Genomic DNA, 21,180 nt, shown 5'->3' on the forward strand with positions numbered 1-21,180 from the left:
CTCTGCTGAGGTGATCAGCCCTTGATGCCGGAGAGCAGGACGCCCCTGACGATCCACCGCTGCGCGATGAGGAAGAGGGCGACCAGGGGCAGGATGGCCACCAGCGCGCCGGCGAACAGCGCCGGCAGGTTGACCGCCTGCTGGTTGAGGTTGGTCGACAGCGCCACCTGCACCGTCCAGAACTCCGGGTCCTGGCCGATGACCAGCGGCCACAGGAAGGCGTTCCAGTGCTCGATGAAGGACAGGATGCCGAGCGAGGCGAACAGCGCGCCGGAGTTCGGCAGCGCCAGGCGCCCGTACAGGCCGAGGTGGCCCAGGCCGTCCACCCGGCCGGCGTCCTCCAGCTCGCGCGGGAAGCGCAGGTAGAAGCCGCGGAACAGCAGCACGGCGAACGCGCTGAACAGCCCCGGGACGATCAGGCCCCACATCGTGTTGACCCCGCCCATGGAGCCGACCACGACGAACGTCGGGATGAACGTGGCCGCGCCCGGCACCATCATCGTGGCGATGATGAAGAAGAACACCGGGCGGGCGGCCGCCACGGGGATGCGGGCCAGCGCGTACCCGGCCATCGAGGCCAGCAGCGTGGACAGCGGCGCGGAGATGGCCGCGATCAGCGTCGAGTTCCACAGGGCGTGCGCCAGCGGCACCGCCTCGTTGCCGAACGCGTCGGCGAACCCCTGGAAGCTGACCGTCTCGGGCCACCAGTGCCAGTCCAGCGAGCCGAGCTCCCGCCTGCTCATCAACGCGTTGCGCAGGAGCAGGTAGAACGGCAGCAGGAACGGCACCGCGAAGACGATCACGGCCGCGTACGACCCCAGACGCCGTCCCCTCATCGCCCCTCCTCCTCGGCCGTCCGGCCGAACCCGGCGATGCGGCCCTGCAGCAGCGTGAACACCACGATCAGCACGGTGATGACGAACGCCCCGGCCGACCCGGCGCCGTAGTTCTGCTCGCCGAGCGCCGTCTGGAACAGGTAGATCAGCGGCGTGCGGCCGTCCGCGCCGCCCAGCCCCGACAGGTTGGAGGCCAGGATGTTGTAGAACTCGTCGAACGCCTGGAACGCGTTGATGATCAGCAGCAGCGTCACCGCCACCGACGTGTTGCGCAACATCGGCCAGGTGATGTGCCGGAACAGCCGGGCCTCCGACTCGGCGCCGTCCACCCTGGCCGCCTCGTAGAGCTGGGCGGGGATCTGCTGGATCCCGGCCAGGAACAGGATCATGTAGAAGCCGGTCTGCAGCCACAGCCGCACGGTGACCAGCACGATCCAGTACAGCGGCGGGTCCACGGTCGCGACCCAGCCGATCGACTCCTCGTAGCCCAGCAGGTACGCCAGGCTGTTGGCGACGCCCGACGGGGTGCCGCTGAACAGGCTCATCTTCCACACCAGCGCGCCCACCACGTACGAGACCGCCGCCGGGATGAAGAACGTGGTCCTGAACAGCGCCCGGCCGCCGCGCAGCCGGTTCACCAGCACCGCCAGGCCCAGCGCGAGCGCGAACGTCACCGGCACGATGAACAGCGTGAACACCAGGATCGTCACCAGAGACCGGGTGAAGGCGGGGTCGCCCAGCAGCCGCCGGTAGTTGTCCAGGCCGTTCCAGTTGCCCAGCGCGATCGTGCCGCGGGCGTCGTTGAAGCTGAGCAGGAGGCCCCAGCCGATGGCCACGTACTTGAACAGGAACAGCCCGGCCACCATCGGCAGCGTGAGCAGCAGGAACGCGCGCCAGGCCGGCCACCGGGCGGCCCGCCGCCCCGCGGCGCGGCGGGGTGGCCGGCCGGTGGTGGGGCGGGCGGGCGCGGCCCCTGCCGTCAAGGGCGTCGTCATAGCACCGGCACCTCGTCCAGGATGTCCTGGGAGCGCTTGGCCGCCTCCGCGAGCGTCTTCTTGGCGTCGGCGCCCTTCTTGACGATCGCCGTGACGGCGTCGGTGTACGGCTGGCGCACCTCGGCCGTCCACAGCGCCGGCTGCTTGATGCCGTGGGCGGCCACGGCGTCCATGACGGTCTTGGCCGGGCCGGTGCCCAGCTTGTCGGCCTGGGCGGCGGCGCTGTTGCGGGGCGGGATGTGGAAGCCGTAGGCCAGGCTCCAGTCGGTCTGCGCGGCGGTGTTCTCCACCCACAGCCAGCGCACGTACTTCTTGGCCGCCTCCAGGTTGCGGCTCTTGCCGTTGACCACCTGCACCCAGCCACCCATGTTGACCACGGCCTGGCCGCCCGGCCCGAACGGCGGCAGCGCGAAGGCGTCGAAGTCGTCGCCCAGCGCCTCGGTCATGCCCGGCACGGCCCACATGCCGACCCATTGCATGGCCGCCGCGCCGTTGATCAGCGCGCCCGGGTCCCACCAGTCGGTGGAGTAGCCCTGCAGCGTGGCCTTGGCGTCGTACAGGTCCTTGACCGCCGTCAGCGCCTCGACCACCTTCGGGTCGTCGTAGGTGATCCTGCGGTCGTCGATCAGCAGGTTGCCGTTCGACCACGGCACCATCTGGCCCAGCGGGCCGACGCCGTCGTTGCCCACGAACAGGCCCTTCTGCTTGCCCTGCGTGAGCTTCCTGGCCGCCGCCGAGAACTCCGCGAAGCTGGTCGGCACGCTCACGCCGGCCTTGGCGAACAGGGACTTGCGGTAGAACACCAGCATCGGGTCCACGATCATGGGCACCGCGTACACCCGGCCGCCCCACGTGTACGGCTCCAGCACCTTGGCGTTGTAGTCGGCCTTCTCCGCGCCCAGCACGTCGTCCAGCGGGGTGACCTGGCCGGCCTTGACCATGTTCGGGCTGACGTCGTTGACCTCGTAGACGTCCGGGCCGTCGGGGGTCAGCACGGCGGCGGTCCACTTGGTGGCGTAGTCGCCGGGGATCCAGGAGACCTTGACCGCGATGTCGGGGTTGGCCTTGGTGAAGTCGGCGGCGTACTTCATGGCCGCCTGCTGCGTGCCCTCCTCGCCGTACTCGTGGTACCAGTGCGTCAGCGTGATCTTCGCCGCTCCGGAGGCGGAGGCGGGGGCGCCGCCCTTGGCCAGCGGGTCTCCGGTGGAGCACGCGGAGACGGCGGCTCCTGCGACGAAGAGCACGGATCCCTTCAGCAGTCCGCGCCGGGTGAGTGGTCTGTTCATCGGGGCCACCTCTCGTGGGGGGAGTGAGTCGGTGCCGATGCCAGGTAACCGGTTACTTCAGACGTCGTGAGCCGGACGCTAGACGCGACTGTCCCGTGGCGTCAATGTGCTGTTAACTTTTCGTTACAATCGTGCTGGGGTCGGGGTTGACGGGAGAAGAGGGATCTTTTAGCGTCCAGGTCATTGCTCGGGTAACCGGTTACCTCCTGAGCAGGATCTGGTGAGGGAGGCCGCATGACGAGACCCACCCGCGTCACCATCAGGGACGTGGCCCGGCAGGCCGGCGTCTCGGTCGCCACCGTCTCCCGGGTGCTGGCCGGCGACTACCCGGTCCTGCCCGCCACCCGCAACAAGGTCGTGCGGGCCGTACGCGAGCTCGACTACGTGCCCAACGCCCACGCCCGGGCCCTGTCCGCGGCCCGGCCCGGCGCCATCGCGATCGTCGTCAACACCGTCGCGGTGCCGTACTACGCCTACATCGCCCAGGGCGTGGAGGAGCAGGCCGCGCAGGAGGGCAGGCTGTCGCTGATCTGCACCACCGGCGGCGACCCCGGCCGCGAGCTGTCGATCGTGCAGCTCCTGCGCGAGCAGCGGGCCGAGGCCGTCATCCTGGTCGGCAGCGTGATCGTGGACGAGGAATACCGCAAGCGGATGACCGAATACGCGCACGCCCTGGCCGCCGCCGGCTCCCGCCTGGTCCTGTGCGGCCGCCCGCCGCTGGGGGAGGGGGTGCCGGCCCTGGTCGTCGGCTTCGACAACACCGGCGGCGCGCACGCCGTGACCGCCCACCTGCTGTCGGCGGGCCATCGCCGGATCCTGTACCTGGGCCTGCGGCCCGGCCACACCACCTCCGACTTCCGGGTGGCGGGTTACCGCAGCGCGCTGGCCGAGCACGGCGTGCCCGCGGACCCGTCGCTGGAGGTCCAGGCGGAGTTCTCCATGGACGCCGGCCACGCCGCGATGAACCGCCGCCTGGCCGCCGGGCCGCCCGACTTCACCGCCATCTTCGCCGGCAACGACCTGCTCGCCGCGGGAGCGATCCAATCCCTGCGCGAGCACGGCCTGCGCGTGCCCCAGGACATGTCGATCGTCGGCTACGACGACGTGCCGCCGGCCGAGGACCTGCGCCTGACCACCGTGCACCTGCCGCACGACGAGCTCGGCCGGGCCGCGGTCCGCCTCGCGCTCGGCCGGCTCACCACCAGCCCCATGACGCTGGGCACCCACATCGTGGTGCGCGACTCGGTCCGGCCCCTCGGACCCCGATGACTCCACTCGTGGCCTTCGCCATGCGGCCGCCGCTGCTGCCCGAGCTGTTCCCGCTGGACCTGCGCCGCAGGCTGTCGCTGGTGACGCGGGTGCACGAGCGGGTGATCGACGCCTTCGACGGGCCGCTCGACGCGGAGATCCTGATCACCGGCTGGGGCTGCCCGCGCATCGACGCCGACGTCCTGGCCGCGGCGCCCCGGCTGCGGGCGGTCGTGCACGCGGCGGGCAGCGTCAAGGGGCACCTGACGGAGGCGGTGTTCGACCGGGGCATCGCGGTGTCCTCGGCGGCGCAGGCCAACGCGGTGCCGGTGGCCGAGTTCACGCTCGCCATGCTGGTGCTGGCGGCCAAGCAGGCCATCCCCCGGGCCCGCGCGTACGCGGCGGGCGCGTGGTCGGGCGACGCGCCGCCCGGCGTGGCGACCCCGGGCGACCGGGGCGGCCTGTCCGGGGCGACGGTCGGGGTCATCGGGGCCTCGCGGGTGGGCCGGCTGGTGATGCGGGCCCTGCGCGGGCACGGGGCGCGGATCCTGCTCAGCGACCCGTACACGACCGTGGAGGAGGCGGCCGGGCTGGGCGCGCGGGCGGTGCCGCTGGACGAGCTGTGCCGGGCCGCCGAGCTGGTCACGGTGCACGCGCCGGAGCTGCCGGAGACCCGCGGCCTGCTCGGCGAGCGCCACCTGTCGCTGCTGCGCGACGGGGCCGTCGTCGTCAACACCGCGCGCGGGTCCCTGATCGACACCGGCGCCCTGGTACGGCACTGCTCCGGCGGCCGGATCGGCGCCGTCCTCGACGTGACCGACCCCGAGCCGCTCCCGCCCGGTCACCCGCTGCTCGCCCTGCCCAACGTCCTGGTGACCCCGCACATCAGCGGGGCGCGGGGCAGGGAGCTGCGGCGGCTGGGGGAGTTCGCGGTGGGGGAGGTGGAACGGCTGGCCCGCGGGCGCCCGCTCCGGGGCACGGTACGCGTGGCGGACCTGCACCGGATCGCCTGACGCGCCGCCCCGGCCCGCGCCCATGGTGGTGTTCAGGGTTTGACGGCGTGCGCGGGTGCCCCCGCAGGTGCGGGCTCGGCCGCGCGGCGGGACGGGAGGGCCAGGGTGATCGCCGCGGCCAGCAGCGCGGCGCCGCAGCCGATCAGCATGCCGGTACGGAAGCCCGCCTCGGACGGCAGCGGATGGCCGCCGAAGTCGATGGTCAGCTGCGACAGGACCAGCCCGACCACCGCGGCCGACACGGTGGTGCCGATGGAGCGCATCAGCGTGTTGAAGCTGTTGGCGGCGCCGGTCTCGGAGCGGGGCACCGCGCCCATGATGAGGGCGGGCATCGAGCCGTAGGCGAAGGCGACGCCGACGCTGCAGACGCAGCCCACGACGAGCAGCCCCCAGGTGGAGCCGAGCAGGACCATGGAGGAGCCGTACCCGAGGGCCATGACGAGGCTGCCGACGATCAGCGTGACCTTGGCGCCGCGGGCGGCCGACAGCCGCGCGCCGAACGGGGAGATGAGCATCATCATCAGGCCCGCGGGGGCCATCCACAGCCCGGCGGCCAGCATCGACTGGCCCAGGCCGTAGCCGGTGGCCGCGGGCAACTGCAGGATCTGCATGACGATCAGCGATTGGGCGTACATCGAGAAGCCGACCACGATCGAGGCCACGTTCGTCAGCAGCACCTGCGGCCGGGCGGTGACGCGCAGGTCGACCAGCGGATCACGGACCCGCAGCTCCCACCACCCCCACAGCAGGAGGATGATCACGGCGGCGGCCAGCAGCCCGAGCGTGATGCCGCTCGACCAGCCCCAGTCGGCGCCCTTGGACACGCCCAGCAGCAGGCACACCAGGCCCGCGCCGAGGCCGAGCGCGCCGAGGAGATCGACGCGTCCCCTGGCGGCGGCGGGCGTGACCGGCACCAGCAGCCAGATGAGCACGGCCACCACCAGGCTCAGCGCGGCCGTGCCCCAGAACAGCGCCCGCCAGCTCGCGTACTCGGCGACGGCGGCCGAGAGCGGCAGGCCGAGCGCGCCGCCGATGCCCATGGACGAGCTCATGAGCGCGATCGAGGGGCCTAGCCGGTCGGGCGGGAGCACGTCGCGCAGGGCGCTGATGCCCAGCGGGATCATGCCCATGCCCATGCCCTGCAGGCCCCGTCCGACGAGCATGGGGGCCAGGGATCCGGACAGCGCGCAGACGACGCAGCCGACGATGAGGGGGATCGCGCAGACGAGCATCATGCGGCGCTTGCCGTACAGGTCGCCTAACCGGCCCATGACCGGGGTCGTGACGGCTCCGGCCAGCAGCGTGGCCGTGATCACCCAGGAGGCGTTGGAGGCGGTGGTGCGCAGCAGCGTCGGCAGCTCGCCGATCAGGGGCACGACCAGGGTCTGGGTGAGCGCGGCCGTGATGCCGGCCGCCGCCATCACGGTGACGATCCCGTTGGGGCGGGTGCCGGACATGGGCTCCTCCACGCGGATCCCCCTTCTTTCTCGACGCCGGAAGCGGTGTGCACTCTACACATAGAGTGTTACATGCACGCTTTGTGAGGGTTGCACATTGCGGCGGAGGATAGGCTGACGCCCACCCGAAGGGGGAGAAGGATCGGCATGGACAAGCCCACGCACCTGATCGAGTACGAGACCATGCTGCTCGGGCAGCATCGCCATCTCGACCGCAGCGCGTACATCCTGCTGAGCCGCATCCGGATGGAGGGCATGATGTCCATCGGGCAGCTCAGCGAGGCGTTCGGCCTCGACGTCTCGACCCTCAACCGGCACACCTCCGCCCTTCTCCGCGCGGGGCTGGCCGAGCGCATCCCCGACCCGGAGGGCGGGATCGCGCGCAAGTTCCGGCTCACTGAGGCGGGCGAGCAGCACCTCGACGACGAGCGGGCGCGCAACATCAACGGCCTGGAGAAGGTGCTGGCCGGCTGGACGGCCGAGGACGTCGCGGCCTTCGCCGCCTACCTCAGGCGCTTCAACACCGACATCGAACGCCTCCGCGGCCACGCCTGGCCCCGCCCCGAGCGCAAACCCCAGCAGGGGAGCGGCGCGGGGCGGCTATGACCGCCCGGAGCCCGACCTGCCCGGACGCGTCAGCAATCGGATGACCAGTGCCCCGACGAACCAGATCGCGATGTTCGCCAAGGGACGCATCGTCAGATAGACCGCGTTGACCTTCTCCGTTCCCTCGGTGACGTAGTCAACGGCCAGCCTGAGCAGGAAGAAGAACGCCACGCAGCAGGACCAGGCCAGGAGGGCCACGCGTCCTGCACGGCTCCACTGCCGCGGACGAAACACCATGGGGCGCACCTTTCGGCCAGCTGATGAAGATCCACGGTAACAGTCAGTCCCCGTCGGCCGGTCCGACGACGGTTTCGGTGCCGTCGTCCCAGCGCCAGCGCACGTGCCGTCCCCGCAGGTGGACGCCGCCGATCCACCGGTCGAGGCCGTTGAGCGTGACGTGGTCCGCCCGGCCGGCGAGCACCCGGGCCCCGGTGCCGGTCAGGCGCAGGCGGGTGGCGCGGTCGACCGGCTCGCCCGCCGGGTCGGCGTCCAGCAGCGGGACGGGCGCGCGGGCCATCCGGTCCATCATCGCGAAGCACCAGTCGTCCCCGAGGTACGGGCGCGTCTCCCGGGCCGCCGCGCGGACGAACGCGGTCCCGGCGTCGGGCGCGCCGTCGGCGACGGCGGCGAGCACGCGCCGTTCGGTCAGCGACAGCCCGTCGCGGGTGGCCGGGTACTCCCGGCTGAGCCGGTCGAACGCCTCGCCGAGGAAGCGCAGCTCGGGTGAGCGGACCGCGGCGATGGCGCCGAGACCGGCGGGGGTCGGCGCCCGGAAGGCGGCCCAGGCGCGGGTGGCGAGCTCCAGCGCGGCGGGGGTCAGGCGGGCACACGCTTTCGTCGCGGGCAGCTCGCGCAGCTGCTCGGCGGTCAGCTGACCGAGACCGCCGAACCGGGCGATGCCGGGGTGCTCGCCGATGCAGATCAGGGTGATCCGCTCGGCGGGCACGCGCAGCTCGGCGAGGCGGGCGAGGATCTGGATGATCTGCAGCTGGTCGTACAGGTCCGCCTCGAACCACAGCACGTACTCGCCGTCCCGGTTCTCCTCCAGGGTGCGGTCACGCTCGGCGAACATCGCCGTGGCCTCGCCCCGGTCGTCCGCGCCGGCCCCGATGATGAAGGCGGCCCGGATCCGGCGCAGTTCCTCGGGCCCCACCGCCGGCACCGGGCCTTCGTGCAGGACGTCGCGCCAGAACACCACCCGCCGGGCGATCCCGGTGCCGGGCAGATCGGTGGCGTCGCCATTGCTGACGTGCAGCGCCTCGGCCATCCAGTCGCCGGCGGGCCCGGAGGGGGCCGGTTGCCGCTGTCCGGCGAGGAGGTGGCTGCGAGCGGTCGCGTACGACTCGCCGGTCTTGGCCATGCGCTCGCGCACGCGCCGTTTGAAGTCGGCCTGCTTGGTCATGGTCATCTCCCGCGGCCCACCCGCGGATCCCCCAGCGACCGGTGCGGCGGACGCGCGAAACGACGACGAGACCCCGGCCGGGAGGTGGGCCTCCCTTTGCCTCCGTGGGTGACCCGGCTGGGGCGGGCCGCCGGAGGTTGGGCGCGGACGGACGCCGTCGCCAGAATAACCCACGCGACCCGGCGAGGCGCGGTTCGGGCGCCTGGCCTCGGGAGCCCTTGACGAGGTAAATGAACGAATTTTTAATTCGGTCATACGCGGCCCCAAGCACAGATGGGAACGAGGGCGATGAGAGCACAGATCGCGATCGAGGTCCGGGGCGGAGCAGTGCGATGACGGTGGACGACCGCTTCGGCGAGCGCCTCGAGGAGGCGCGCAGGAACCGCCCGGCCGGGACGCTCAGCGAGATCGTCACCGATCCGGTCTCCGACTGGGCGACCGACTTCTCCCATGTCGACCCTGCGTGGGCGGCCGATCCCTATCCGATCCAGGACGAGCTGCGGCAGCGGTGCCCGGTCGCGCGCACCGAGCGGTTCGGCGGTGCGTGGCTGCCGACCCGCTACGAGGACGTGGCGGCGATCGCGTACGACACCGAGCGCTTCTCCTCGCGTTCGATCATCGTGAGCAACGTCCGGTCGCCGAAGGAGCTGGCCCCGGTGGGCGTGGTGCCGCCGATCTCGTCCGACCCGCCGTTCCACCACGACGCGCGCAAGCTGCTGCTGCCGGCCTTCACCAAGACGGCGGTGGCCAGGCAGGAGGCGGCCACCAGGGCGTTCTGTCACGAGCTGATCGACGCGCTGGAGGGGCGGGAGGTCGTGGACGCCGCCCGCGAGTACGCCCAGCACATCCCCACGCGGGTGATCGCCGACATGCTCGGCTTCCCGCCGGAGGACGGGGAGCAGTTCCGGGAGTTCGTCGAGAGCTCCCTGGAGAGCGTCAACGAGCAGCCGCACGAGCGGATCGAACGGTTCACCAGGCTCTCGAACTACCTGCTGGCGCAGATCCACGACCACGTCGCCAACCCGCGCGACGACCTGACGACCTACCTCATCAACGCCGAGCTGGGCGGCCGCAAGCTCGAGCCGACCCACGTGGTGGGGACGATCTCGCTGCTGCTCATCGCGGGCATCGACACGACGTGGAGCGCGATCGGCGCCTCGCTCTGGCACCTGGCCAGGACGCCGGCCGACCGGGAGCGGCTGGTGGCCGAGCCGGAGCTGCTGCCGACGGCGATGGAGGAGTTCCTGCGGGCGTACGCGCCGGTCACGATGGCGCGGCTGGTGAAGCGGGACATGCGCTGGAACGGCGTGGACATGAAGGCCGAGGACTGGGTGCTGCTGTCGTTCCCGGCGGCGAACCGGGACCCGGAGCAGTTCGAGCGGGCCGGTGAGGTGGTGATCGATCGCGAGGTGAACCGGCACGCGGCGTTCGGGATGGGCATCCACCGCTGCGTGGGCTCCCACCTGGCGCGGATGGAGCTGCGGATCGCGCTGGAGGTGTGGCTGGAGCGGGTCCCGGTGTTCGGCCTGGCCGACCCGGCGGCGGTGACGTGGGCGGCCAGCCAGGTACGCGGTCCCCGCACGCTCCCCCTCCGCATCGGCTGACCCCGAGGGGCATGTGCCCGCCCTGGACGGCTGGGTGAGAGGCTTCTAGAATCCAAATCTAGAATTCAACTCCCCTACTTGAGGTGGGTCATGCCGCATCGGATCTATGTCGATGGTGAGTGGGCGCCGGCCGGCGGCGGTACGGCGATACCGGTGGTGAACCCCGCCACCGAAGAGGCCTTCGACGAGGTGCCCCGGAGCGGCGCCAAGGACGTGGCGCGGGCCGTGGAGGCGGCCGCCGCCGCGCTGCCCGCCTGGTCGGCCCGGCCCGCCGCCGAGCGCGCCGCGATGTGCGCGACCGTGGCGGACGGGCTGCGGGAACGCGCCGAGGAGCTGACCGGCATGATCGTCGACGAGCTCGGCATGCCGCTGCCCCTCACCAAGCTCATCCAGGTGGGTGCGCCGATCCGGACGTTCGCCTCGATGCCCGAGGTGGCGGCGGGGATCGGGTTCGAGGAGCGCCTCGGCGGCTCGGTGATCCACCGGGACCCGATCGGGGTGGTCGGCGCGATCACCCCGTGGAACTACCCGCTGCACCAGATCGCCGCCAAGGTCGCCCCGGCGCTGACCGCGGGGTGCACGGTGGTGCTCAAGCCGAGCGAGGTGACGCCGCTGAACGCGTTCGTGCTGGCCGACGTGATGCACGAGGCCGGGTTCCCGCCGGGCGTGTTCAACCTGGTCTCGGGCACCGGGCCGGAGGCGGGAGAGGCGCTGGCCGGGCACCCGCTGGTGGACATGGTCTCCTTCACCGGATCCACCCGGGCCGGGCGGCGGGTGGCCGAGCTGGCCGCCGCCGGGGTCAAGCGCACCGCGCTGGAGCTGGGCGGCAAGTCGGCGAACGTGCTGCTCGACGACCTGGACGACGCCGCCTTCGAGGACGCCGTACGCAAGGGCGTGGGCGCCTGCTTCCTGAACTCCGGCCAGACGTGTTCGGCGCTTACCAGGATGCTAGTCCCGCGCGAGCGGCTACCGGAGGCCGAGCGGATCGCTGCGGAGGAGGCGGGCACATACACCCCGGGCGATCCGCGCGCGGCGGGCACCCGGCTCGGCCCGCTGGTCTCGGCCGTGCAGCGGGAGCGGGTGCGCGAGCTCCTGCGCGCGGCGGCCGAGGACGGCGCCACCACCCTCACCGGCGGCCCGGACGCGCCCGACGGCCTGGAGCGCGGCTTCTACGTGCGGCCCACCGTGCTGACCGGCGTCACGCCGGAGTCGCGGATCGCGCAGGAGGAGATCTTCGGCCCCGTCCTGGTCATCCTGCCCTACGACGGGGAGGACGAGGCGGTCCGGATCGCCAACGGCACCCCGTACGGGCTGGCCGCCGGCGTCCGCGCCGCCGACCCCGAACGCGCCCTCCGCGTCGCCCGGCGCCTGCGCGCCGGGCAGGTCAGGATCAACGACGGCGCGCACAACGGCCTGGCCCCCTTCGGCGGCTACAAACAGTCCGGGTACGGCCGCGAGTACGGCCGGTTCGGCCTGGAGGAGTTCCTCACCACCACGTCCGTGCAGCTCTGACCCGGGGAAGAAGCACATGCGAGGCGTCATCCTGCGCGAGATCGGCAAGCCCGTCGAGGTCAGTGAGGAGCTGACGCTGCGGCGGCCGGGCCCCGGAGAGGTACGCGTGCGCCTGCGCGCGGCCGGCGTCTGCCACTCCGACCTGTCCATGTGCGAGGGCAGGCTGCCCGCCCGCCTGCCCCTGGTGCCGGGGCACGAGGGCGCGGGCGAGGTGGTCGAGCTGGGCCCCGGCGCGACCGGCCCGCCGGTCGGCACGCACGTCATCCTGTCCTGGATCCCGCCCTGCGGTGACTGCTACTTCTGCCTGGGCGGCCGGCCCAACCTGTGCGTCAGCGCCCGGGCCACGTCCGGCGCGCCCACGCTGGGCCTCGGCGGCGAGCCCGCGCACGCCGCGCTCGGCGTGGGCTGCTTCGCCGAGGAGACGGTGGTCGACGCGCGGGCGGCGATCCCGATCCCGGACGACGTGCCGTTCGACGTGGCCGCGGTGGTCGGCTGCGCGGTGCTGACCGGCGTCGGCGCCGTGGTCAACACCGCCCGCGTCCGGCCGGGCGAGTCGGTCCTGGTGATCGGGTGCGGCGGCGTCGGGATCAACGTGATCCAGGGCGCCCGGCTGGCCGCGGCCGCCCCCGTGCTGGCCGTGGACCCCTTCCCCGGCAAGCTGGAGACGGCCCGGCGCTTCGGCGCCACCCACACGACCACCCCGGACGGGCTGGCCGACGCCGTCAAGGAGCTGACCGAGGGGCGCGGGTTCGACCACGCCTTCGAGGTCGTGGGCCGCTCGGCGACCATCCGGCAGGCCTGGCAGGCGACCCGCCGCGGCGGCACCACCGTCGTGGTGGGCGCCGGCAGCGCCGACGACCTGGTCTCCTTCAGCGCCGCCGAGCTGTTCGCCACCGAGCGGCGGCTGCTCGGCTGCCTGTACGGCTCCGGCGACGTACGCACCGACTTCACCCGCCTGCTGCGCCTGTGGCGGGCCGGCCGGCTGGACCTGGACGGCCTCATCACCAGGCGGATCACCCTAGACGACGTCGGCGACGCGTTCACCGCGATGGGGTCGGGCGACGTGATCCGGTCCCTGGTCACCTTCTGAGATGGGCGACCCCGGGCTGCGCTACGCGTGGCGGGTGCTGTCGGTCGTCAGCCTGGCCAGCATCCTGATCGCCCTCGGCAGCAGTTCGCTCAACGTCGCGCTGCCCGAGGTCGTCCGGCACTTCCGCTCCGGCGCCGCCGCCGCGAGCTGGATGCTGCTGTCGTTCATGCTGGCCAACACCGTGCTGATGGTGGTGTTCGGCCGGCTGGCCGACATGTACGGCCGGCGCGCCATGTACCTGTGGGGCCTGGCCACCTACACCGGCGCCAGCCTGCTGCTGGGCTTCGCCCCGGGCGACTGGTACGTCGTCGGCCTGCGCGTGGTCCAGGCGGCCGGCGGCGCGATGCTGCTGACCAACAGCGCCGCGCTGCTCACCGACGCCTTCCCGCGCCGGCACCTCGGCCGCGGCCTGGGCATCTACATGGCCTCCTTCTCGGTCGCCCAGCTCTTCGGCCCCACCCTGGGCGGCTTCCTCACCCACCGCTTCGGCTGGCAGTGGGTCTTCTGGTACAACGTGCCGCTCGGCGTGGTCTGCCTGGTCTGGGGCGCGATCACGCTGCGCCGCACCGCCGCGTCGGCGGGGGAGCGGGGCATTGACCTGCCCGGCAACCTCCTGGTGCTGGTGTCGCTGGGCGGGCTGCTGTTCGGGCTGTCGCAGGCCGCCGACCTCGGCTGGACGGACCCGGTGGTGCTGGGCGGGGTGGCGGTGTTCGCCGCCCTCGTCCCGGTGTTCGTCGTCGTCGAGCGGCGCAGCCGGCACCCGGTGGTGGACGTGCGGCTGTTCGCCGACCGGGTGTTCGGGCTGGACCTGCTGGCCTCGTTCCTCAGCACGGTCGGCAGGATGGCGGTGGTGCTGCTGGTCGCGCTCTACTACCAGGCGGTGCGCGGCGAGGATCCGGTGTCGGCCGGGCTGAAGGTGCTGCCGCTGTCGGTCGCCATGATGGTCGCCTCGATGTCGGCGGGGGCGCTGCACTCCTGGCTCGGCGCCCGCGTCGTGGCCCTGCTCGGCAACGTCGCCGGCACCGCGGGGCTGGTCGTGCTGCTGGTGACGATCTCGGCCGACGTCACCTACGCGCCGGTCTGCGTGGGCATGGTGCTGGTCGGCGCGGGCGCCGGGATGTTCATGCCCGCCACCGCCACGTCCCTGCTGGACGACCTGCCCGCGCACCGGGTGGGCATCGTCAACGCCATGCGGCTCATGGTGCAGAACACCGGCGTCGTGGTGAGCAACGCGCTGGCCCTGTCGCTGATCACGGGGCCGCTGCCGGCGGCGCTGCGGCCCGAGGTGTTCGCCGGGACGTTGTCGCGCGTCGCCCCCGGGAACGTCGGCGAGCTGATCGCCGGCTACCGGCTCACGCTGGGGGTGCTGGCGGCCGTCTCGGTGCTCTCGGTGCTCGCCTCGTTCGGCGGCCGCCGCGGGGCCGCCCGCCGCCCGGCCCCGGCCCTGGACGGGCACCCGGTCGAGGAGCGCACCCGATGACGGCCGCCCCGGACCCGCGCCGGGCCGTGCCGGGCGGGTGGGTCCGGGTGGACTGCCACGTGCACACCGTCGCCTCGGGTGACGCCGTCACCACCCTTGACCAGCTGGCCGAGCGGGTCGCGGCGCACCGGATCGACGTCGTCTGCCTCACCGACCACCACCACCTGGCCGGTACGGCGGAGCGGCTGTCGCGGGCGGTCGGCGCCCGGGTGGTGCCCGGCGAGGAGATCCGCACCGGCTCGGGCGAGCTGATCGGCCTGTTCCTCACCGAACGGGTGCCGTACGTGCTGCCCGCCCGCGAGGTCGTCCGCCGGATCCGCGCGCAGGGCGGCCTCGTGTGCGCGCCGCACCCGTACGACCCGCTCCGCTCGGGCGTCGGCGCCGAGCTCGACGCGATGTGCGCCGCCGGGCTGATCGACGCGGTCGAGGTGTTCAACGCCAAGACGGCCGATCCGGAGCACAACCGGGCGGCGCTGCGCACGGCACGGGCACACGACCTGCCCGGCACGGTCGGCTCGGACGCGCACGACCCGGCCGGGATCGGGGCCGCCTACCTGGAGATGCCCGACTTCGACGGCCCCGGCTCCTTCCTGGACGCGCTGCGCCGGGCGGACCACTACGGCGAGTACCGCCCGCACGCCCGCCGCTACGCCCCGGGCTCGTGAGTCAGGTGTCGCCGGGCAGGGTGAGCTCGTCGGTGGGGATGCCGAGGGTCTCGAAGAAGCGCTCCGGGTGCAGGGCTACAGCGACCGCCGGGCGGGCACATGTACCGCGAGCACGGCGATGTCGTCGTCACTCCCGTCCGGCGCCATGGCGCGCATGACGCGGGCGCACACGCTCTCCGCGCCGTTGTCCTTGCCGGTGACCGCCAGGCGCAGCTCCAGCAGCCGCTCCCCGAGCAGCTGCTCCGGGTTCTCGACGAGCCCGTCGGTGTAGAAGAGCAGCGTGCCGTTCGGCGGGACGCTGAAGGACTGGCTGCGGTAGGTGTAGCGGGGATCGACGCCGAGCGCGAGCCCGTGGAAGACCTCCAGCAGCCGGGCGCGGCCGGAGGCGGGCACCACCAGCGGCGGCAGGTGCCCGGCGTTGGCGATCTCCAGATGCCGCCTGGCGGGGTCGAGCAGGGCGTAGCACAGCGTGGTGAACTGGCGGGTCCCGTCGCGGTCCAGGAAGACGTTGAGCCGCTCCAGCAGCGGCGCGGGCAGCAGGCCCTCGAGGGTGTAGGCGTGGATGGCGGTGCGTAACCGGCCCATCAGGGCGGCGGCCTCCACGCCCTTGCCCATGACGTCGCCGATCACGAGGGCGAGCCGGCCCTCCGGCAGGGCGATCGCGTCGTACCAGTCCCCGCCGACGAGCTGCCCGGCCGCGCCGGCCACGTAGCGGGCGGCCAGCTCGACGCCGTCGACGTCGGGCAGCTTCTGGGGGAGCAGCGACCGCTGCAGGTGCAGGGCGATCCGGCGCTCGTTGCGGTAGGCGGCGGCGTTCTCCAGGGCCAGCGCGGCGCGGTCGGCCAGCGCGGTGAGGAAGCCCTGCTCGAAGGCGTCGTCGGCCACGGGCGTGGGCGAGTCGAGGACGATCACGCCGGCCGTGTCGCCGGGGCCGCGCAGGGGCACGGCGATCCGGTGGGGAGAGCGGTGCTCGCCGAGGCCGGCCGGTGGCCCGTCCAGGCCGGAGCCGGACACGCTGCCGCGCCGGGCCAGGGGTACGGGAACGCCGCGGCCGGAGGAGGGCCCGGCGCCGCCCTCGCCGCCCTCGTCGAGGAGCCAGATCGCGCAGCCGGCCGCGTAGTCGGGCACGAGCCACTCGCACACCGTGCCGGCGATCTCGGCGGGATCGAGGCTGGCGTGCAGCCGTTCCGTGATCTCGGTCAGCTCCCGGAGACGCCGCGCCACCTGGTTGCGCTGCCGGGACAGCCGCAGGTGCGCGCCGACCCGGGCGACGAGCTCGACAGCGGTGAACGGCTTGATCAGGTAGTCGTCCGCGCCCGCCGACAGCCCCTCGATCGTGGCCTCCTGCCCGGCCCGCGCCGAGACCATGATGACGGGGACGGTCTGCGTACGCTCGTCCGCGCGCAGGGCGCGCAGCAGCTCGAACCCGTCGAGCCCCGGCATCATCACGTCGGTGAGCACCAGCTCGGGCGGCGCGAGCTCGACGGCCCGCAGCGCGGCCCGCCCGTCGGCGACGGCCGAGACCCGCCAGTGCGGCGACAGCAGCCGGACGAGGTGGGCGCGCATGTCGGCGTTGTCATCGACGATCAGCACCTCGGGGGCGGGCTCGCCCGGCGAGGACGGGTACGACGGCGTCCAGCCGAGCGCCTCCTGCACGTAGGCCGTCGCCTGGACCCCGTGATCGGGACCGGCCGCCGTCGACTCCCACACCGGGTCGGGCGCGAACGGGAGCAGCACCGTGAAGGTGGAGCCCTTCCCCTGCGTGCTCTCCACCTCGATGGTCCCGCCGTGGCGGTGGATGAGCTCGCGGGTCAGCGCCAGCCCGATGCCGCTGCCCTCCCCGCTCCTGGCCCGCGTGCCCGACACGCGGTGGAAGCGGTCGAACAGCCGCGGCAGCTCCTCGGCCGCGATCCCGACCCCGGTGTCGGTGACCGTGACCCGCGCCCGGTCACCCGCCTCCTCCACCCGCACCCTGATCTCGCCCTCCAGGGTGAACTTGAACGCGTTGGACAGCAGGTTGAGGATGACCTTCTCCCACATGTCGCGGTCGAGGAGCACCGGCCGCGACAGCGCCGCGCACTCGACGACCAGCGCCAGCCCGCCGCGCTCGACCGCCACCTGGAAGAGGCTGGCCAGCTCGCCGGTGAGCCCGGCCAGGTCGGCGGGCCGCAGGTCGGCCGGCATGGCCCCGGCCTCGCTGCGGGAGAACGCCAGCAAGGTGTTGACCAGCTTGAGCAACCGCAGGGCGTTGTTGTGGATGGTCCGCACCCGCTCGCGGTCGGCGTCCGGCAGCGGTGCCGCGAGCAGGTCCTCGGCGGGGCCGAGCATCAGCGTGAGCGGCGTGCGGAACTCGTGGCTCACGTTGGAGAAGAACATCGTCTTGGCCCGGTCGAGCTCGGCCAGCTGCTCGGCGCGGCGCCGCTCGGCCTCGAACGCGGTGGCGTTGGCCAGGGCCGCCGAGATGTGGCTGGCGGCCAGGCCGAGGAACGTGCGGCAGTCGTCGTCCAGCGGCCGCGCGCTGCTGACCCCCGCCACCAGGAAGCCCGCCGGGCGCTCGGCCCCCGCCTGCAGCAGCGGTGAGATCATGGCCGTGTGGGGCGGGTCGAACCCCGCCCTGGTCAGGCGGGCCGGCTCGAAGCCGGCCGGGCACGGCACCTCCTGCGGGCCGCCGAGCGCCGCCGCCAGCGGCCAGCAGGCGGGGCCGTCGAGATCCACCGTGATCGGGCTCAGCGGGTGGCCCGGCGGCAGGCCCGCGGCCCCGGCCAGGGTGGCCGTGCGGCCGCCGGCGTCCAGCAGGTACAGCAGCGCGAAGGGCACCTCGGCGAGGCTGCGCGCGAAGACGGCGGCGGCGTCCGCGCACGCCTCGGCGGCGGAGGTGGCCGCGAGCGTCTGCTGGCCGAGCTCGCGCAGGATGGCCAGCCGCCGCTCGCCGACCACCCGCTCCGTGGTCTCGGTGACCGCGCAGAAGACGCCGCCGACGCCGCCCGACTCGTCCCGGACGGGGCTGTAGGAGAAGGTGAAGTAGCACTCCTCGCGGAAGCCGAACCGCTGGGTGATGAGCAGCAGGTCGTCGGAGTACGTGGCCTGCCCCCGGTCGAGCACCTGGCGCAACATCGGCCCGATCACGTCCCAGATCTCGCGCCAGCACTTCTCCGCCGGCTGGCCGAGCGCGGCCGGGTGCTTGCTGCCGAGGATCGGGACGTAGGCGTCGTTGTAGAGCTGGGCCAGCTCCGGCCCCCAGAAGATGATCATGGGAAACCGCGAGCTCAGGCAGATGCCGACCGAGCTCCGCAGGCTCTGCGGCCAGTCGGCCATCGGCCCCAGTGGCGTGCCCTGCCAGCACCGGTGGCGCATGAGCGCCCCCATCGATCCGCCTTCGCCCAGGAGGGCGTCCATGCCAGGAGGCGGGGCAGCGGTCATCACACCTCCCGGTGACGAGGGATCGAACGACCATTGTGACCGGCGCACGCTCCGGTCGATAGATCCGGTAGCACTCAGGTTCGCGGGGCGTCGCCCTCTCCCGCCGCGTCCGTCACGGCCGCGGCGGCCGCCTGGATGGCCGCTTCGACCGAGGGCTCGATCAGGAAGAACTCGCGCAGGCCGGTGACGGCCAGGATCCGGTCCAGCCGCCCAGGAACGCTCGACAGGACCAGCGGGGAGCCCTGCTCGCGGCTCTGGTTCAGCAGCAGCACCAGCACCCCCGCCCCCATGGAGTCGCAGAAGGTCAGGCCGCTCAGGTCCAGGACCAGTCCGGCGTAGGGGGCCACCTGCCAGGCGTCCTTCACCTGCCGGTGCAGCAGGTTCGCGCACTGGTGGTCGAGCTCGCCAGTCGCGTGGGCCACGATGAAGCTCTCGTGCAGGCCGATCGAGACGGTGAAGCGCTCTGAGGAATCGCCTTCTCCGGTCATCAACCTCCATCGTTGGCCGGAAGGGGGTGAGGGGCAACCCCTCGCTGGACCGTACCGGCGGGAAGGGGGGACAGAATGGGCGGATGACTGCCGATGATCATCCACCGGCCGGTCCCTTCGAGGAGCGACTGTGGGCCGCGTACCGGGACGGGCAGCGGGCGCTGTGCCTGAGCCTGCTGCGCGAGGCCGACCTCGCGCTGCCGATCACCGCCGCCGCGGCCGAGGGGCGCGAGGCGCCCGCCTGGGCGACCGCCGCCGACGCCGGGCGCACCTGGGTGCTGGCCTACACCTCGGTCGAGGCGATGCGGCTGTCCACCGGCGGCGCCGCCACGCACTGCCGGATCGGGTCGATGGCCGAGCTGGCCGCCGGGTGGCCGGACCCCCGGTGGGGGCTGGCGGTCAATCCCGGGCTGCCGGTGGCCTTCATGCTGGAGCCGGGGACGCTGGCCCGGCTGGCGGTGCCCACGATGGCCCAGGACCTGCTGCTCGAACCCGGGTCGGGCGTGCCGGTGGTGCAGAAGCTGCTGGCGCCCGGCGACATCCCGGAGCTGCTGGCCGCGGCCGAGCCGAGGGTGTCGGGCTACTGCCACCACGCGCTGGACGTCTAGCACATTGCCACGCCGGCCGTCCTCGCCGCCGCGCTCGGCCGGCCGGACCTGCTGGCCGGCAGCGGCTCGCTGAACATCCTGCGCTGGCGTCCCGTGGGCCTCGACCTCTACCGCACCCCGTACGGCGGGACGGACGAGGAGGGCCGGGCGGCGGTGGCGGGCTGGGTGGTCGAGGAGCCGCCGTTCGTGGGCATGGGTCTGGTGCCCAGCGTCGACAACGTCATCCGCGAGTACAAGGTGTACGGCGTGGGCCTGCCCCACGGCTCCGAGATCTGGGAGCTCACCGTCGAGGGGACCGAGCACCGCAAGGCCATCTACCACGGCGACCTGCGGCGCTGGCTGCTGATCGGGACGCGGTCATGACGGCCTGGCACGGCTACCGGGCCCGCTGGCGCGGCGTCGACTACCCGGCCAGCCCCGAGCCGCACGCCCTGGAGCTGTGGGTACGCCTGCGCAGCGCCGAGCCGGTGGAGGGCTTCGAGGAGGTCGAGCCCGGCTGCCACGTGCGTACCGTCCCCGCGCCGGAGTGCGAGTCGCTGCACTTCGTGACCGTCGTGTGCCGCTGGCGCGGGGAGCCGTTCCAGGTGCACGACGAGCGGGAGGGGCGGCTGCTGCTGGAATACCTCGGGGGGTCCGCGGTCACCGCTCGCGAGCTGGGGCTGGAGCGGGTCGAACGGGGGGTCTACCGCCGCTGGGTGCCCCGGTCTGAGGCGGGCGAACTGCGCGAGGAGGCCGTGCTCCTCACCTCCCGCGAAGAACACATTTAGGTTAAGACCTTGTTTCCTGGTGTTCATGTGACAGAAACTAACTCTTTAGGCAGATGTGTCGTAACAGGCGCGAACGTCGCGAGGGGGTTATGGGATCACCGGAGCGGCCCGACGTGGCGGGGATGCGGGCGTACGCCGACGAGCTGCGCGAGATGTTCACCCGGTTGCAGGACGAGGGCCTCGAACTGCACGCCAGGGCGAAGGCGGTCCAGGCGACCGAGACCTCGCGCGACGGCCTGGTCTCGGTGACCGTGGGCGCGCGCGGCGAGCTCGTCCGGATCGACCTCGACCCGCGCATCTACCGGCGTCCCGACGCCCGCGGCCTGGCCGACACGATCGCGGAGACCGCGCGGCGCGCGGCCGCCACGGCGCAGGAGCGCGTCATGAAGATCTTCGAGCCGGTGATCCCTCCCGACCAGTTCAAGGCGCACCTCGACGGTGACGTCGAGACGGTCCTGGCCCGGCTGGCGGACCAGATGGGAGGCGGCAGGTGAACGAGTGGGACGGCACGTACATCGCCCGGCCCGTGGTCGACCGGGGCATCTCCCAGTGGTCCACGATGGCCGAGGAGCTGGAGAAGGCGCTGCCGCAGCTGACCGCCGAGGTCGAGGCGTGCCTGGCGACCGCTCCGTGGGGCCCGGGAGCGGAGGGCGACGCCTTCTGCCAGGCGCACTTCCGCGACAACGGCCCCATGGAGATGCTC

General features: G+C 72.9%; 21 protein-coding genes. 13 read left to right on the forward strand and 8 right to left on the reverse strand.

Features of this window, described 5'->3' with window-relative positions; translation table 11 throughout:
- Positions 1-14 precede the first annotated feature (14 nt).
- Genes ACTWPW_RS43165 through ACTWPW_RS43175 form a run of 3 tightly spaced genes read right to left on the reverse strand, consistent with a single transcriptional unit; the run spans position 15 to position 3,117 of the window.
- Complete coding sequence (locus tag ACTWPW_RS43165; protein WP_375112116.1) at positions 15-836, reverse strand: carbohydrate ABC transporter permease; 822 nt, start codon at positions 834-836, stop codon at positions 15-17.
- Positions 833-1,831, reverse strand: a complete 999-nt coding sequence (locus ACTWPW_RS43170; protein WP_443172108.1) for a carbohydrate ABC transporter permease — start codon at positions 1,829-1,831, stop codon at positions 833-835. The genes ACTWPW_RS43165 and ACTWPW_RS43170 overlap by 4 nt, the downstream gene beginning before the upstream one ends.
- A complete protein-coding gene (locus ACTWPW_RS43175) occupies positions 1,828-3,117 on the reverse strand; it encodes an ABC transporter substrate-binding protein (RefSeq protein WP_443172109.1) in 1,290 nt (429 codons plus the stop codon). The genes ACTWPW_RS43170 and ACTWPW_RS43175 overlap by 4 nt, the downstream gene beginning before the upstream one ends.
- Before the next feature lie 234 nt (positions 3,118-3,351).
- On the opposite strand from ACTWPW_RS43175, the gene ACTWPW_RS43180 reads away from it, so the two are divergent.
- Positions 3,352-4,386 (forward strand): LacI family DNA-binding transcriptional regulator, encoded by a 1,035-nt coding sequence (locus ACTWPW_RS43180; RefSeq protein WP_443172110.1) that lies wholly within the window; start codon positions 3,352-3,354, stop codon positions 4,384-4,386.
- Positions 4,383-5,378, forward strand: coding sequence for a hydroxyacid dehydrogenase (locus tag ACTWPW_RS43185; RefSeq protein WP_443172111.1), 996 nt, complete (start codon positions 4,383-4,385; stop codon positions 5,376-5,378). The genes ACTWPW_RS43180 and ACTWPW_RS43185 overlap by 4 nt, the downstream gene beginning before the upstream one ends.
- 32 nt (positions 5,379-5,410) lie before the next feature.
- Here ACTWPW_RS43185 and ACTWPW_RS43190 read toward each other — a convergent pair whose 3' ends face one another.
- The gene (locus tag ACTWPW_RS43190; RefSeq protein WP_443172112.1) at positions 5,411-6,847 is read right to left on the reverse strand and encodes an MFS transporter; all 1,437 of its coding nucleotides are present in this window, start codon (positions 6,845-6,847) and stop codon (positions 5,411-5,413) included.
- A gap of 135 nt (positions 6,848-6,982) precedes the next feature.
- Here ACTWPW_RS43190 and ACTWPW_RS43195 point away from each other — a divergent pair, with 135 nt between their 5' ends.
- On the forward strand, positions 6,983-7,441 hold the full coding sequence (locus ACTWPW_RS43195) for a MarR family winged helix-turn-helix transcriptional regulator (protein WP_375112121.1): 459 nt from the start codon (positions 6,983-6,985) through the stop codon (positions 7,439-7,441).
- Here ACTWPW_RS43195 and ACTWPW_RS43200 read toward each other — a convergent pair.
- Together ACTWPW_RS43200 and ACTWPW_RS43205 are read right to left on the reverse strand one after the other, a co-directional pair.
- Entirely contained in the window at positions 7,436-7,678 is a 243-nt protein-coding gene (locus tag ACTWPW_RS43200; protein WP_375112122.1) for a hypothetical protein, read from the reverse strand. The genes ACTWPW_RS43195 and ACTWPW_RS43200 overlap by 6 nt on opposite strands.
- A 43-nt stretch (positions 7,679-7,721) precedes the next feature.
- On the reverse strand, positions 7,722-8,843 hold the full coding sequence (locus ACTWPW_RS43205; protein ID WP_443172113.1) for a hypothetical protein: 1,122 nt from the start codon (positions 8,841-8,843) through the stop codon (positions 7,722-7,724).
- Between the two features lie 332 nt (positions 8,844-9,175).
- On the opposite strand from ACTWPW_RS43205, the gene ACTWPW_RS43210 reads away from it, so the two are divergent.
- From ACTWPW_RS43210 to ACTWPW_RS43230, 5 genes are all read left to right on the forward strand, one after another.
- The gene (locus tag ACTWPW_RS43210; protein WP_443172114.1) at positions 9,176-10,447 is read left to right on the forward strand and encodes a cytochrome P450; all 1,272 of its coding nucleotides are present in this window, start codon (positions 9,176-9,178) and stop codon (positions 10,445-10,447) included.
- 90 nt (positions 10,448-10,537) lie between these two features.
- Positions 10,538-11,959 (forward strand): aldehyde dehydrogenase family protein, encoded by a 1,422-nt coding sequence (locus ACTWPW_RS43215; RefSeq protein WP_443172115.1) that lies wholly within the window; start codon positions 10,538-10,540, stop codon positions 11,957-11,959.
- 16 nt (positions 11,960-11,975) lie between these two features.
- Positions 11,976-13,049 (forward strand): Zn-dependent alcohol dehydrogenase, encoded by a 1,074-nt coding sequence (locus ACTWPW_RS43220; RefSeq protein WP_443172116.1) that lies wholly within the window; start codon positions 11,976-11,978, stop codon positions 13,047-13,049.
- Position 13,050: 1 nt separating this feature from the next.
- Positions 13,051-14,529 carry an MFS transporter gene (locus ACTWPW_RS43225; RefSeq protein WP_375112127.1) on the forward strand — a complete coding sequence of 493 codons (1,479 nt, stop codon included), beginning with the start codon at positions 13,051-13,053 and terminating at the stop codon, positions 14,527-14,529.
- Entirely contained in the window at positions 14,526-15,194 is a 669-nt protein-coding gene (locus ACTWPW_RS43230; protein WP_375112128.1) for a PHP domain-containing protein, read from the forward strand. Before ACTWPW_RS43225 ends, ACTWPW_RS43230 begins: the two co-directional genes overlap by 4 nt.
- 75 nt (positions 15,195-15,269) lie before the next feature.
- On the opposite strand, the gene ACTWPW_RS43235 is transcribed toward ACTWPW_RS43230, so the two are convergent.
- Positions 15,270-18,614, reverse strand: coding sequence for a SpoIIE family protein phosphatase (locus tag ACTWPW_RS43235; protein ID WP_443172117.1), 3,345 nt, complete (start codon positions 18,612-18,614; stop codon positions 15,270-15,272).
- Between the two features lie 74 nt (positions 18,615-18,688).
- Positions 18,689-19,102: an STAS domain-containing protein gene (locus ACTWPW_RS43240; RefSeq protein ID WP_443172118.1), complete on the reverse strand. Its 414-nt coding sequence runs from the start codon at positions 19,100-19,102 to the stop codon at positions 18,689-18,691.
- Positions 19,103-19,185: 83 nt separating this feature from the next.
- Between ACTWPW_RS43240 and ACTWPW_RS43245 the strand changes: the two genes are divergently transcribed.
- The 5 genes from ACTWPW_RS43245 to ACTWPW_RS43265 all read left to right on the forward strand — a co-directional run.
- Positions 19,186-19,710 carry an SseB family protein gene (locus ACTWPW_RS43245; protein ID WP_443172119.1) on the forward strand — a complete coding sequence of 175 codons (525 nt, stop codon included), beginning with the start codon at positions 19,186-19,188 and terminating at the stop codon, positions 19,708-19,710.
- A 93-nt stretch (positions 19,711-19,803) separates the two neighbouring features.
- On the forward strand, positions 19,804-20,073 hold the full coding sequence (locus ACTWPW_RS43250) for a hypothetical protein (RefSeq protein WP_443172120.1): 270 nt from the start codon (positions 19,804-19,806) through the stop codon (positions 20,071-20,073).
- Complete coding sequence (locus tag ACTWPW_RS43255; RefSeq protein WP_443172121.1) at positions 20,070-20,477, forward strand: hypothetical protein; 408 nt, start codon at positions 20,070-20,072, stop codon at positions 20,475-20,477. Before ACTWPW_RS43250 ends, ACTWPW_RS43255 begins: the two co-directional genes overlap by 4 nt.
- Positions 20,478-20,566: 89 nt before the next feature.
- Positions 20,567-20,971 (forward strand): YbaB/EbfC family nucleoid-associated protein, encoded by a 405-nt coding sequence (locus ACTWPW_RS43260; protein WP_375112133.1) that lies wholly within the window; start codon positions 20,567-20,569, stop codon positions 20,969-20,971.
- The coding region (locus tag ACTWPW_RS43265) for a hypothetical protein (protein WP_443172122.1) at positions 20,968-21,180 on the forward strand (213 nt) is incomplete at its 3' end. The genes ACTWPW_RS43260 and ACTWPW_RS43265, both read left to right, overlap by 4 nt.

This window comes from Nonomuraea sp. KM90 (genome assembly GCF_052246675.1).
Classification (GTDB): Bacteria; Actinomycetota; Actinomycetes; order Streptosporangiales; family Streptosporangiaceae; genus Nonomuraea.